This is a genomic window from Paenibacillus cremeus, from assembly GCF_007786445.1.
Lineage (GTDB): Bacteria > Bacillota > Bacilli > Paenibacillales > NBRC-103111 > Paenibacillus_G > Paenibacillus_G cremeus.
The window spans coordinates 1-14,804 of sequence record NZ_VNJI01000024.1 but is presented as its reverse complement, the minus strand read 5'-3'; the positions used below and the strand labels follow the sequence as shown (position 1 = coordinate 14,804).

General features: G+C 45.4%; 11 protein-coding genes and 1 pseudogene. All 12 read right to left on the bottom strand.

Annotation, left to right across the window (positions count from 1 at the left end):
* Positions 1-94: 94 nt before the first annotated feature.
* On the bottom strand, positions 95-1,267 hold the full coding sequence (locus FPZ49_RS18920; protein ID WP_144849815.1) for a Gfo/Idh/MocA family protein: 1,173 nt from the start codon (positions 1,265-1,267) through the stop codon (positions 95-97).
* A gap of 50 nt (positions 1,268-1,317) precedes the next feature.
* The gene (locus FPZ49_RS18915) at positions 1,318-2,730 is read right to left on the bottom strand and encodes a M20 family metallopeptidase (protein WP_144849813.1); all 1,413 of its coding nucleotides are present in this window, start codon (positions 2,728-2,730) and stop codon (positions 1,318-1,320) included.
* 82 nt (positions 2,731-2,812) lie between these two features.
* A complete protein-coding gene (locus tag FPZ49_RS18910; RefSeq protein ID WP_144849811.1) occupies positions 2,813-4,351 on the bottom strand; it encodes an ABC transporter substrate-binding protein in 1,539 nt (512 codons plus the stop codon).
* A 52-nt stretch (positions 4,352-4,403) separates the two neighbouring features.
* A complete protein-coding gene (locus FPZ49_RS18905) occupies positions 4,404-5,291 on the bottom strand; it encodes a carbohydrate ABC transporter permease (protein WP_144849809.1) in 888 nt (295 codons plus the stop codon).
* Positions 5,292-5,307: 16 nt separating this feature from the next.
* The gene (locus tag FPZ49_RS18900) at positions 5,308-6,207 is read right to left on the bottom strand and encodes an ABC transporter permease (RefSeq protein ID WP_261381491.1); all 900 of its coding nucleotides are present in this window, start codon (positions 6,205-6,207) and stop codon (positions 5,308-5,310) included.
* A 104-nt stretch (positions 6,208-6,311) separates the two neighbouring features.
* Complete coding sequence (locus FPZ49_RS18895) at positions 6,312-7,163, bottom strand: sugar phosphate isomerase/epimerase family protein (protein WP_144849807.1); 852 nt, start codon at positions 7,161-7,163, stop codon at positions 6,312-6,314.
* Positions 7,164-7,335: 172 nt separating this feature from the next.
* On the bottom strand, positions 7,336-8,184 hold the full coding sequence (locus FPZ49_RS18890) for a sugar phosphate isomerase/epimerase family protein (RefSeq protein ID WP_144849805.1): 849 nt from the start codon (positions 8,182-8,184) through the stop codon (positions 7,336-7,338).
* Between the two features lie 187 nt (positions 8,185-8,371).
* Positions 8,372-9,982, bottom strand: a complete 1,611-nt coding sequence (locus FPZ49_RS18885; RefSeq protein WP_222429926.1) for a helix-turn-helix domain-containing protein — start codon at positions 9,980-9,982, stop codon at positions 8,372-8,374.
* Between the two features lie 172 nt (positions 9,983-10,154).
* Positions 10,155-11,246: a Gfo/Idh/MocA family protein gene (locus FPZ49_RS18880; RefSeq protein WP_186445909.1), complete on the bottom strand. Its 1,092-nt coding sequence runs from the start codon at positions 11,244-11,246 to the stop codon at positions 10,155-10,157.
* A 39-nt stretch (positions 11,247-11,285) separates the two neighbouring features.
* Complete coding sequence (locus FPZ49_RS18875) at positions 11,286-12,500, bottom strand: MFS transporter (RefSeq protein ID WP_186445908.1); 1,215 nt, start codon at positions 12,498-12,500, stop codon at positions 11,286-11,288.
* Between the two features lie 102 nt (positions 12,501-12,602).
* Positions 12,603-14,000: an NAD-dependent malic enzyme gene (locus tag FPZ49_RS18870; RefSeq protein ID WP_144849800.1), complete on the bottom strand. Its 1,398-nt coding sequence runs from the start codon at positions 13,998-14,000 to the stop codon at positions 12,603-12,605.
* A 264-nt stretch (positions 14,001-14,264) separates the two neighbouring features.
* Positions 14,265-14,439, bottom strand: a pseudogene (locus FPZ49_RS36870) (RNA polymerase subunit sigma-70); the annotation flags it as partial.
* Between the last annotated feature and the right edge of the window lie 365 nt (positions 14,440-14,804).

Below are 14,804 nucleotides of genomic sequence, written 5' to 3'. Positions count from 1 at the left end.
GCTATGATTCGGAATTATATCACGGATCCTGCTGACAAAAAACAGCATTAGTTGTTAAAATAACCCGCATCCCATATAGGGAGCGGGCCCTTGATCATCCAGCTCTTGTTTGCACCTTAACCCAAACGCCCTTTTCGTTACTTTCCAAAATAGCCTCGGTGATACACATGGATAAATGCCCGTCCTCAAAGGTTGCAAATTCCGATTCATCCTGCAATGGTTTTTTACCTGCCCGGATGTAGGAATAGAAATGCAGCATCATATTTTTCAAGCCGTCTGGCCAGCCTTCGTTATGTCCTCCCGGGTGATGAATCGATGAACGCGCTTCCGGAATAAATAATGACGGATCTGCCAATAGAACTTCATTGGCTTTATCTTGATAGCCTATCCATAGCTTCTCCGGCTCTTCTTGATTCCAAAAGGCCGATTTGCGGCTGCCGTTCAATTCGAAGCTAAGCCTGTTTTTTCGGCCGGCGCTAACTTGGGAAACCGTAAAAACCCCCTTTGACCCATCCTCAAATCGAAGCAAAACCGATGCGTAATCCTCCGTTTGTATCGGAATCTCTTCATATTGTGTATCCGTTTGACTTTGGTGGCTCTCATCAGTAGGAGCTTGATGCATGGCTTTTTTCCTGACAGGGATCACGGTTGACAAATCAGCGAATACCTCCGTAATCTTTTTTCCGGTCACGTATTGAACCGTATCGCACCAATGGGACCCGATATCTGCAACCGCTCTTGATTTTCCGCCGGTCTCAGGAGCTAACCGCCAGTTATAGTCCGTTTCATAGAGCAGCCAATCCTGTAGATAACTGCCATGAAGCAAATTCACTTTACCCATTTCATCATATTGAACCATCGATTTCAGCTGTCTTATGATAGGGAACTGTCTGTAGTTGAAGTTGACTCCATGCACCACACCGCGATCTTGGACTAGTCTGAGAAGCTCCGCCGACTCCTCGTTTGAAACAGCCAACGGTTTTTCAGATAAGACATGCTTTCCGGCCAAAATAATGTCTTTGTTAATCTGAAAATGAAGATGATTAGGTGTACAATTATGAACTACCTGTATTTCAGGGTCCTGTAGCATCTCCCGATAGTCACCGTAAGCCTTGGGAATCCCAAGCTCGGCAGCTTTTTTGTCCGCTTTGGCCTGATTGGATTCGACCAAGGCCACGACCTCTACAAAGCCTAATCTTCGAATCGCCTCTAGGTGAGTCGGACCGATGAATCCGGTACCAATAATGGCTGCTTTAATCTTATCCATGAATCCATGAGTTCTCCTTTCATGAAGCTGCCAGCCTGCCGCTTGAATGGCTACACCTCTACCGATACTCGTTTTGTTGATGGGGGATTCCTTTCCGGTGGAATAAGAGAAACGTACCTTTCGCCGCCCAATCGCTCCTGGTGTTCCGCTTTTGCTTGTTTGATTAGTTCAGGGTTTTGCAGTAATTCTATCGCGGATGATGCCATGACTTTTCCGGCAAGCAAGAGCCCTTTGTGTGCAATAGATGATTTTCCTTGAGCCACCATCTGCCAGGTATGAAGCATAGTTCCTGTCGCACAGGTTGCCGCATAAATTTGTCCGGTAGGAACAATCCAGCTTACATCTCCAACATCCGTTGAGGCCGGGACAAAGCCCGTTTCTACGGAAAAGGGGGTAACCTTATCCGCAAGGGGGGCTGCATGTCTCGATTGAATCACTTTTTTCTCGCCTTCTGAGAACGTAGCCTGAATAGCCTTGGCAAAATCGATCTCATCTTGCGTATACGTTTCCGCACCGACTTGCATAAATTGATTATTCAGCAATGAGCCCAAGGTGATGTTCGGAATCAGGTCTGCAGAAGCGGAAAAAAATTGAGACTCCATGCTTGTTCCTGTCATCAATGCGGCTCCTCGGGCAATATCGGATACCCGATCAAGTAATTCTTTAACCTGATGCATCTTAGGTGCTCGTATTTTATATAAAACTTCAGCTTCGGCCTGAACAACGTTTGGCGCAAATCCGCCGGCATTCGTTATCGCATAATGCAGCCTTGCTTCAGGAATCATGTGTTCTCTTAAAAAATTAGCCCCCACATTCATTAATTCCACTGCATCCAAAGCGCTTCGTCCTAAATGCGGGGAGAAGGCAGCATGGGAGCTCACCCCTTTGAATTTAAAATAAACCTCACATGTAGCCAGCATCCTGCAGTTATAAGCAAGGTTCTCGTCCCATGGATGCCAGGTTAATGCGATGTCAACGTCGCCAAAGAGCCCGGCTCTGACCATATACGCTTTACCGCCGCCTCCCTCTTCCGCTGGGCAGCCATAATAACGCACCGTACCCTCCAGCCCGCTGCGTTCCATGTAATGCCGAACAGCAATGGCAGCTGCGAGTGATCCTGCCCCCAATAAGTTGTGTCCACAGCCGTGGCCGTTTCCATCTGTTGTTATGGCTTTTTTCTCGGTAGCTCCCGCTTCTTGGCTCATTCCATTTAAGGCGTCAAATTCCCCTAAAATGGCAATGACAGGCTTCCCACTTCCGTAGCTGCCTACTACAGCGGTCTCCATTCCGCCGGCCTGCCGTTCAACATGAAAGCCCTCAGCTTCGAGCACGCTACCTAAAGCATCCGCAGACTGAAATTCCTTATATCGGGTTTCAGCAAGCTCCCAAATCTTATCGCTTATTTCAGTTACTGAAATTTTTTTTTGCTCCATAATATCGGAAATCATTTGATAATTGATCATTAGAGTAAGCCCACCTATCCTTATAAGTTTGATTTAACGATTCAGTCCATGAACGATTGTTCACGGACTGAATGGATTCGTTTTATTTACGTGTTTTTTTCCATTCGTCCAGCTGCTTCTGCTTCTCTGCAATGACCTTATCCATTCCGGCGTCTTTCAGTTTTTTAATATAATCCGGAAGCTCCTTTTGGGGATCCAATGTACCTGTTTCCAAACCAATTTGATATTGATTGATAACATTCGTCACCGTTGCAACCTCCGTTTTAACCGGTGTGACATCGAAAGTAAAGCCAAGCGCTTTAGACTTTGCCGCTTCTTTGTTGAATTTCCCCATCCGATCCCAAAGATCTGCCGGGTCCGGTTTAAAGACGTAAGATATGAAGGAGTTTCCGAAAAGCCAGTTCAGATTTAATCCGTATTCGACGCTTGTGGCATTAACTCCGCTCGGATAGTCGATCATATTGTCTCCTGCTTTTACATAATCTTTTCCTTCAATGCCCCAATCCAGTAAATTAATAATTTCTTTATCCGAGTACAGTAAGTCTAGGAACATCATGGCCCTGCTTGGATCCTTGGAGTTTTTTGCAATGGACCACATAAACTTTGTAATGTTGTTTGTCAGCGTCGTTGCAGGTGCAATTTCGACGGAAACCATTTCCTTACCGATCGAACGGCTTGCTTGCGATTCATAGCCCGGCTTCATGCTGGTAAAGAACGAGAATGCGCGGTTCGCCTTGACTAAATCGTTGGCATTGTCTTTCGTTGTCGCGACATCCTTGGCCATAAACCCGGCGTTATACCATCTTCTAACAGTATCCAGGTAACCGGCATATTCCTTGGTTTCATACAGATTTACTACTTTTAAATTATCATCCTTGAGATTAATAACACCCATGTTGTTATCCAAATTATCGAAATCTTTATAGACAAAGCTGGCCGCTGGTGGATTTTTAGGCGTATAACCGACCAGAGGCGTCATACCAGGCTCATTATCTTTAATGGTCTGGAAAACCAAGTCCAAGTCGTTATAAGTCTTAATCTTGGTTAAATCGATTTTATATTTATCCACAAGATCCTTCCGCATGACTAGTCCCCGATTGGCAGCAAGATCCCGGATACTGGTAATCCCGTAAATTTTCCCATTCACCCGGGCGGCTTCTAAATACATGGGATCAACAGCCTTTTTAATATTAGGGGCCTGTTTATCGATCAAATCATCCAGAGGTAGCAGCCTTCCTTGCCCCACCTGCGTTCCATAGTTTTTCGCCTCGGTCACAAATAAATCAAGCTTCTCATTGCCGGCCATCATCAAGTTCATTTGCTGATCGTAGGACCCATAGCTGATCGGCACTAGTTTAACAGTCGTATTGATTTTTGCTTTAGTTAATTTATTCAGCTGTTCTTCAACGGCCGGTATGCCCTTATTTTGTGAGCTTACAGTAAAGAAGGCCACCGTTAATTCATAAGGCGGTAATTCTGCTTTGGCTTCTACTCCTTGAGTCTTACCTGAAGAGTTGGAATTGTTTGCTTGCGGTTTGTTCGAGGAACATCCTGTAAGTGCTACGGATAAGGCCAAAGATCCGATTAAAGCCGTAGATACATGTTTCTTGTTCAGTCTCATTTAATTACCCCTCCTGTGTTCTTTTATGGTACCCGACATCGACCGAAGCTACCTACCCTTTGACTGCCCCAATCGTAAGTCCTTTGACAAAATATTTCTGAAAAAACGGGTATGCCACCAACAGAGGAATGATCCCGATGACGGCCATCGCCATACGAACACCTTCTTTGGGAAGTGAGGCGATCATTTCCGCTTGATTCCCTCCTAAATCAGAGGAGTTTAAAAACTGAATGTCCAGCAAAATCTTGTTAAGTAGAAACTGCAAACTGTACAGCTTGCTATCGGTAATAAAGATCAACCCGTTAAACCAATCATTCCAGTAATGAATGACCTGAAACAATCCGATCGTCGCCATAATAGGTAGTGACAGGGGCATGACAATCTGGAAGAAGGTTCTGAATTCTCCTGCACCATCCATATAAGCGGATTCAATGACCGGCACAGGGATCGAGTTGGTGAAAAAGGTTTTCGTTACCAGGACGTAAAATCCGTTTAATAACAAGTACGGTAGCAATAAAGCAAAGATCGTGTTCTTCAGATCAAATAATTGAGTATACACTAAGTAGGTGGGGACGAGCCCTCCATTAAAAAGAAGAGTAAAAAACACATAGAATGATAAGCTGTTTCGGAAAGGCATATCTCTTCGAGAAATGGGATAGGCGAAAAGTATGGTCATGGCCAGGCCAACGATCGTCCCGGACACTGTAACTAAGATTGAGATTCCATAAGCCCGTACAATCGCTTCAGCTTCATTGAAGAGATAGAGATACGACGCGAAGCTAATATGTTTTGGAAAAAAGGAATACCCGCTTCGAATAATTTCATTTTCGTCAGTAATGGATGCTGTAACTAACAACAAAAATGGAAGCAAGCTTGCTGCCGTCAAGATGATAAAGATAATATGAAGGGCCCACTGAGAAGCATTTTGTTTTCTGGCCATAGGCAACCACTCCCGGTTAAAATAAGGCGTTTTCTTTACTAATTCTTCGTACAATAAAGTTTGAAATCAACACCAGTAAAAATCCGACAACCGATTGGTACATCCCTGCTGCAGAGGACATTCCAATATCTCCAAGCGTCAGCAATGAACGATAAACGTAAGTATCTATCACATTGGTCGTCGGAAGCAGTGCACCTGCGTCAAGCGGAACTTGATAAAACAATCCGAAGTCGGAATGAAATATTTTGCCTACAGCAATCAATGTCATGATGATGATTACCGGTTTAATCAAGGGAATCGTGATTTGGCTGATTTGCTGCCATTTGTTAGCTCCATCGATTTTAGCCGCCTCGTAGTATTCATGATCAATGCCGATAATCGCTGCTAGAAAGATGACACAAAAATATCCTGCACCCTTCCAAGCGCTGACAAGAACTAAAATGTAAGGCCAATATTTCGGATCGCTATACCATGGGATCGCCTCGTGCCCAAGCATTGGGAGAATCGTTTTGTTCACAAAACCATTTTCCATACTGAGCAATGAAAACACTAGATAGCCCACAATAACGGTGGAAATTAAGTAAGGAAGAAGAACAACACTTTGATAAAACCGTGAAGCAAACTTCGATTTTAATTCATTTAGCAAAATCGCAATCGCAATCGCCGCCGAGAAATTGACGAAAATAAAGGCCAAATTATATAACAGCGTATTTCTGGTAATAATTAATGCGTCGCTGGTTTTGAAAAGGAATTCAAAGTTTTTGAAGCCGATCCAATCGCTGTCTAAGATCCCTTTAGTATAGTTGATATCTTTGAAAGCAATTAAAACTCCCAGCATAGGCAAATAGTTATTGATGAGTAAATAAAGAAATCCTGGCAGTACCATGATGAATAATGGGAGGTAGCGTCTGAACATTTTAACACGGTTTATCTTCTTGGCTACTTTGAACTCAACAGCACTCTTCGCTTCAACTGCCAATTCATTCATACTGGATCTTCCTTCCTGAAAGTCCTGCCTCACTAGTTGTCGCTTAATAGCCGTTTTAGATTTTTATAGCTGATTGCGATACTTTCGAGTTCATTCCTTGCCGAATGATCCTGCTCGAGAATTAAATATTTAGCGGCTCCGATGCTTTTCATCTCGGTAATAATTGACTTAATGTCAATGGTCCCTTCTCCGACCTCAGTAAAATATTCTACCTTGGAGAATTCGCGCATTTTAGCCGGCCCAATCTCGCAGTCTTCCCCTATCGTTTCGAATATATTCGCAGGCACGGCTTCCGGTGTCAAGTCTTTCTGATGGACGAGGTCACACCGGTCTCCAAGCTTTCGCAAATATTCGATCGGATTGATTCCGCCCCGAATGGCCCAATACGTATCAAGCTCGATTTTAACCAGCTCTTTTTCCGTATGCTCAAGAATGGTATCCATGACATATTGACCATCGAACTTCTGGAATTCCATAAAGTGATTGTGATAATAAAAATCCATATCTCTTTTTCTGCAAATTTCACCGATTTTATTTAAATACTTGCTAAATTCAAGCACCTCGTCTCTGTTTTTCCAGAAGCCGATGCCGCATACGATCGATTTATTGCCGATCGCTTGATGGTAATCAATCACATTTTCCATGATGTCGACGCTCATCGGATGTACGTGGGCCGCCACCGTCTTTAACCCAAGTTCGTCCATCCGCTTCTTTAACACGTCCGCAGCGATGTTAAAGCCTACGCCAGGGTCCTTATCTGCGGCATGATTAGCGAATTCAATATTTTCATACCCGATTACCGCGACCTTTTCCAATGTACCCCAAAAATCCTTTGCCAGCTCTTTTCTTACGGAGAACACCTGCAAGCCAATGGATATGCTCATAATTAACCTCTCCCTTATGCATTTCAGAAGCTCTTACTACTGTAATTGTAGGGCAAATCATCATGCCTCTCCACTCGAAACCCGACCTGAAATACCGTTTTCACGACATCGGATGATCGTCCTCCAATATTCTCAAAGTGCAAAAAAAGAGACGCAGCGCGTCTCTTTGTACCTATCCTTCCAAAAGCCTGGACAAGTTTTTGTAGCTGATTGCGATCCCTTCCAGTTCATCCCTCGCGGTAACATCCTGCTCCACGAACATATACTTCGCGGAGCCAATGCTGCGTGCCGCTTGAATGATTGCGGGAATGTTCAGTGTCCCTTCCCCTACTTCGGTAAAGTGTGCCGCATCCTGCGTCTTATACAACTCATCAATCGTAATACGGCTATCAGCGCCAAAAACATCGAACCAATTGACCGGCTGAGCCGCTGCCGGTAAATCCTTCTGATGAAGCATTTCACAACGGCTGCCCAATTTCTGCAGCCAAGCGATGGGATCGACGCCCCCTCTTACCGCCCAGTAGGTATCAAATTCGAATTTGACGAAATCACGCTCAGTGTTCTCAAGCATAATGTCCATGACCGTCTGTCCCTCAAATACCTGAAACTCTTGAAAGTGATTGTGATAATAGAGGTCAATGCCGTTTCGATTGCAAATTTCTCCGTATTTGTTGAACCTAGCACTAAAATCAAGGACATCCTGTTTATTGGAAAAGAAGGCAATCGAGCAGCCAATAGCCGTGCTACCGATCTCATGATTGGCCTCGATCATCCGATCCCAATCCGTCTCCTCGTTTACTCGTGTATGACAGCCGACAGCCCTCATTCCGAGCTGATCCAGCAATCGTTTCATTTCCGCAGGAGAAATGTCTCCACCAAGACTTAATCCCTCTTCTGTCTTGCGAATAACCACCTCCAAATTTTTATAGCCGATCTCTGCAACTCTCTCCAAAGTGCCTTTAAAATCTTGTTTGAGTGCATTTTTAACGGAAAACAACTGTAATCCCATAGATAGAGCCATAGTTACTCCTCCAACTGTATAAGAATTTGATGAATGCCTATGGCCATTGTATAACGAATCCCACAGACGCTCTACCCAAAACCTGACCTTTAATGCCGTTTAAACGGGATACGAAAACAGCGTTCATCCAACGTGCTTACGCAGAAAAAGACGCCATAAATCTGCTTCTCAGCAGCATTATGGCGTCTCATCCATTCTTACATTTTTTCCGAAACTCTAATGGATTCATGTTCGTAACGCGTTTAAACATTTTAGAGAAGTGCGAGAAGTTGGTGTAGCCGATGGCAGCGGCGATACTGCTAATGGGCATATCCGTGCTGATCAGCAGCTCTTTAGCGTATTTGAATCGTTCCTCAATCATATAATCGTTCAGCGATATCCCCGTCTCTTTCTTAAACAGCCTCGATAAATAATCCGGACTTAAGAAGACATGCTCTGAGATATCGTCCCTGGACAAATCCTGTTTAATATTTTCCTTAATAAACCTTCTTACACGATCGATTACACTCTGAGATTCCTCAACCGATCGAATGAATTGGGCGGCCCTGTCAATAATCTGGCTGGACCATTCTTTCAGGGCAGAGATGGAACGCGTAGCATTCGCCACTTGAACGGGGGACATGCTTTCCGTAAAAATACGGTGAGCTTGCAGTCCCTTCAGCTGAAGAACATGATAGACCATTTGCATGAAGTCATGGAAAAATTCCTGAAGTTGGATAGCACTGCTTTCTCCTTGCTTCAAGTCCTCCAGATAATGGTGGATCTCAGAAATCAAAGGCAACTTCGCACCTTGCTTGAGCAGTTCCAACCAATGGCTGACATTTGGCAATGCAACCGCTTTCGGCAGTATGGCAGGCTCATCTATACGGTAGACTTGCTTTGATTTGGCAACATTATCCGTATCCAGCCGGATTAAATCCTCAACAGCATGGTGAATCTCCCGCATATCCGTACGTATACCAACATAACAGGACAGTTTCGAATAAAAATAGGTTTCACAATTTGAAATATATGTCGATAGCTCTTGGATCAAGCTCGTACTGGGGTGGTCAAGAAGCGGATGTCCTGCCGGAAATAAGGCAATGAAATGCCGTTCGGACAGTTGAAGTGTAAGCCCCTGTACCCCATCCAATTGAAAGCTGTGCTCAGCAGCATTGCGAAGTGCATACTCCAAAATTTTTCGTTCACGATTCGTAATCTCTTTACTCCATTCATGGATGGCAATCAGAATAGGAACAAATTGAGAATTGGGATGATATGGAATATTCCGTGTTTGGATCATTTCCAAAATTTGCTCCGGATGCAAGGAAACCGCATGATGAATCAAATCAAACCAGAAACGCTCCACAAGCAGCGGATGATGCTTGGACCACAGCTCGTAATAATGCTTTAAGGTCTCGGTAAACTTGTCCGCTTCCCGTTCTGCCTTCACTTTCTCGATGGCCTTCATGACAACGCTCTCTAGTTCCTTGTATCGAACAGGCTTTAGCAAATAGTCGAAGCTTCCGAGCTGCAACGCTTGTTTTGCATAATCGAAATCCGCATGACATGTCAAAAACAAAGTCTCGGTCGAGGCGTAATGCTCTTTGACCCAAGCGAGCAATTCCAGACCGTTCCCCTGCGGCATTTCAATATCACATATCATGAGATCGATCGCGTGATTGAAGAAAATCTCCATAGCTTGTCGGATGTTATAGGCGACATACACATTCGAAATCCCCAAATTCGCCCAATTGATCCCTATTTCAATGCCGTGAGCTGCATGGATTTCGTCATCCACAATAAGCAACCGGTACATATCCTTCACCTCATGTAGCAAACTAGCCATTAAATTATACCATAGCAAGCTAACCTAAATAACTTACTATTCAAACTCAAAAAATGGAAAAAGCCCCCGGGAATTAAAAATTAGGAGGCTGTTTTCGGTTGAAACGAAGACTTACAGCTGTTTTCGACGAAGCCCGTTATCCTTAAAACGCTGGGATGGGCATAGCGGGCGGCCGTTCGCATGTTCCTTGCATGATATAATGCTTGTTCTCGCTGGATGCAATATGGAATCCGTGCAATGCCTCGAGCACCTGATAGCCAATTTCGCCATTGGCGCGGTGCGGCTCTCCCGTCCGAATCGCGCGAGCCATGTCAAGGATCCCGAGTCCGCGTGAGTTTTCCGTATGTCCATGCACAATCGGAACTTCTTTCCATTCCGCGTCGTTGCCGGCTAACCTGATCCTAACCGGACCGCCAAATGTATTCGGATCGGGCACTGAAAGAGTACCTTTGCTGCCGTAAATTTCTATGCGTGGCAAATTAGACCCGCCTTTAATATCAAAGCTGGTGATTAGCGTTGCAATCGGACCGCTGACAAAATCAAGCACACCCGCGATATGGGTCGGCGTCTGCACCTTGATCTTTTGTCCATACCGCGCCTCGCTTGTAATCGTCCGTTCCGGAAAGGAAATGGCTGCGGAGGCGGTAACCCGGTGAATCGGCCCAAGCAGCGTTATGAATGCAGACAAGTAGTAAGGCCCCATATCGAACATCGGACCGGCACCGATTTCATAAAGAAACTCCGGGTTCGGATGCCATCTTTCTGGGCCGCCGGACATCATGAAGGCGGTTGCGGCTACCGGCGTACCGATCCACCCGTCATCGATCAGCTTGCGGCTTGTTTGGATGCCGCCGCCCAGTACGGTATCGGGCGCTACGCCAACACGAAGCGCCTTGCGGTTGGCTAGCTCGAGGATTCGCTTACCATCCTCCATGTTCACCGCCAGCGGCTTTTCCGTATACACATGCTTCCCCGCTTCAAGTGCCGCGAGGCAAATCTCAGCGTGCGCCGCCGGAATGGTTAGATTAATAACAATCTCAATTTCCGGATCTTGGAGCAGTTCCTCGACCGAGCATGCTTTTGGCACTCCGAACTCCTGTGCTTTTGCTTGTGCGCGTTCCAAATCAATATCTGCAACTGCCGCTATTTCCAGCAAATCGAATGAGCTGCAGTTTTTTAAGTAAATCCCACTGATTACGCCACAACCGACTATACCTGCTTTTACTTTTTTCACTATGAATCCCTCCATTGATTATAATCCCACAAGCAGCTTCTACTGTCTGACTTGTAGTCGCTTTACGTTATCCGGGGTGACGCTACTAAAGCCAACGCTTACTCCGTAAATGAGAGCTGTGGCGCCAAATAATACAAACGTAGAATTGGTCATATAAAACATAGCTCCAGCCAGGGGTCCTAATGCCATTCCTATATTACGGCAAACATTGTACACAGCGACTGCAGTAGCGCGATCCTCCGGAAAGAGTCCGGTTAAAATCGTGATTGCAGGCGGCATGGCCAAAGCGTAGGTTACGCCATAGAAACAAAACAGCATAATTGCAATCGACGGCGACGACGCCACAAGCAATGAGAAAAGAATAAGCGAGACAACGTTCATCCAACAGCCGAAAATAAATGATTTTGCAATTCCCCATCTCTGTTCAAGAAACTCAGCCATTTTGACGCTAATCATGAAAGACAAAGACATGAGAAAGAACGATAACCCGGTTATTGCAGGACTTAGAGCGAAATGATCATGGAAAATATTCGGGATAAAGACCATTACAATGCTGGACGAAAAGGCTTGAGCCCCCCCAATCAGCATCACTGCTGTACTTTTACGTTCTTGGAGAACCGCCTTGAATCTTTTTACCGGAGAACCTTGGGACTTTTGATTAGTGGACTTGCTCTCTTTAAGCCAAACAAAATTAGCCGATAGCATCAAAAGTCCTGCCATGGCAATGAATAAGAAAATGCCCCAATATCCAAAGCTGGCGCCTATGATTCCGCCGATCAGCGGACCTATTGCCGGTGATAAAGCCATGATTAGCTGGTAATTCCCCATAGCTTTTGTCCGTTGATCCCCTTCAAACAGGTCCCCGATTACTGCTGCGGTGACTACCGGGATCGCGGCGGCGCCCACACCTTGAAGCATGCGATAAAGGATCAGAGTCATAACGGAGTGAGCGATGGCTGCCCCAAACGAGGCCAAGACAAATACGCACATCCCTACTAACAGGACAGACCGTCTCCCTTTCCGATCGGCAATTACGCCAAAAACCAGCTGCATCATCGCCATGGCCACAGTGAAGACCGTTACGGTCATGTTGACCCAATAGAGTGAAGTCTGTAGCTCTTGCTGCACTTGGGGCAGGATCGGATTATAGGAAAATTGGGCAAATCCGCTTAGCAAAGAACTACTGCTGACCAGATATAATGCGACCCTGGGATTCATGTCTCGATCAACATGCAGTCTGTTGATGATTGTCATACCCCTGTCTCCTCCCCAAGCATAACGCATCCACCGGTTTTGCCCTACCCGAAAGACGACTATTTATGACGTTATGACGACTATGATGATGTTTTCTCACTTTCATCGAAAATCGGTAGGAACACGTCGAGCGGCACCAGTAATAATAGCCGCTTCGATAACCGCGTGTCTTACTTTGGCAACGACCAGCTCATTAAAGATGCTTGGAATAATATATTGCTCATTTAACTCAGACGGGGTTACCACAGAAGCGATAGCTCGTGCCGCCGCCAGTTTCATCGGTTCGTTAATAGATCGAGCCTGACAATCCAGGGCACCTCGAAAAATTCCCGGGAATACCAGGACATTATTAATTTGATTCGGGTAGTCACTCCGTCCAGTTGCAAATACGCGCACATGTGGTAGAGCCTCATCTGGCGCGATCTCCGGACTAGGATTGGCCATGGCGAATACTATACTGTCCGGCGCCATTTTTTTAATGTCAGACGTCGTTAGCAGCCCTCCCCTCGAGACCCCGATAAATACATCAGCGTCCGGAAGAACCTCCTTCAAGCTACCTTGCTTGGTCTCCACTTCGGGTTGTCTGGCAAGCCATTGCCACATCGGATGCGAGTAGGTTCCCCCCCGAACGATGGCTCCTTCCTTATCCACCGGAACAAGCCGTTTAACCCCTGCGTTCAGCAGCATTTTGCATATGGATACCCCGGCGGCACCAATGCCGTTCACAACCACACGAACCTGATCCATCCGTTTGCCAACAACCTTTAGGGCATTGAGAAGCCCTGCGATGACCACAACGGCGGTACCATGTTGATCATCGTGAAAAACAGGGATGTCCAGTTCCTCCGTCAATCGCGTTTCAATCTCAAAACATCGTGGAGAGCTTATGTCCTCCAGATTAATCCCGCCAAAAATGGGACTGATAGCCTTGACCGTTCGAATGATCTCTTCGGTATCGGTCGTATCGAGACAAATCGGAAATGCATCTACCTCACCTAATTGTTTAAACAACATCGCCTTACCTTCCATAACAGGCGCCGCCGCATAAGGACCAATATCTCCAAGACCCAAAACTGATGTACCGTCCGTAACTACGGCCACCGTATTTCGTTTAATGGACAAAGAATAAGCCTTTTGTTGATCCTCATGAATAGCGGAGCAAACACGGGCCACTCCAGGCGTATAAACTCTGGACAAATCATCCCTGTTTTTCACCGGAATTTTAGACTCAACCGATATTTTCCCTCCAATATGAGCAAGGAACGTCCGGTCAGAAACATTGATGATTCGAGTGCCTTCTATTGCTTTAAGGGACGCGATCATTTGCGTTTCCTGTGCATCTCGCACATCGATTGTGATGTCGCGGACTGATGATTCCGGTCCTGAGCGAATAACATCAATCGATAGGATATCTCCACCAGCTCTTCCTATAGCTGACGCTACTTCAGTAAAATACACCCTGATTAACTCCAATCGGACAACCATACTATTATAAGCCATTCTTTATACTCCTTTTATCTGCTATGACCATTCATATAAGCGATCTGGGTTTGTAATTGACCCTATCTAACGGAACCCCCTTTCTGCTTTCATCATAAATAAATGAAACTGCCCCTACTACCCGAAGAACGACACATTCTGCCCTTTATACGACATTCCATCGTGCCGCGCTCCTACCCGCAGAGTGAGGCGGCTCTAAGTTACCTCGAAGGCAGAAAAACCAAAAAGGCCTGCCATACAGAAAGCCACTTTTCATATTTCGTTTCACCTACGCTTCTGGTTATAAAACTCATGATACAGCTTCATCAGCGTCCGCTCCTCGCCGCCGGCTTCGGAGACCGAAACGGCCAACCACTACTTCCTTCTCCCGGTCATCGAGGATATCCAAGTTATTATATATTTTTGACTTCTCAATCTTGAGCTGGACCTTATCTACCATAAACAATTGAGATCCAATTACTAAACATATCCTCACATTTATCGTTTGAGCCCTCAATTTTTTACAACGTTCACAGGAGCTTCTGTCCTCATAGAAAAACACAAAAATAGGCGCGGGGAAGTTAAACTGGTACCCATACACTGGACACTTCAAAAAAAGTGTTTAGTGTATGGGTACCAGTTTACAGTGAGGGGAATTCTTTTTTTTCTACAGCGGAATAACTATACGACTAAAGGTTTTCGCCCCCTGTTTATCGAAGTAATTAGGTAACCATTACTTTAATAACAGGGGTTTCTAATGCGTCCAAAAGATCGAATTGTGCCTGAAAAAACTATATATTTTCGACCTGAAATTACGAACTGCCC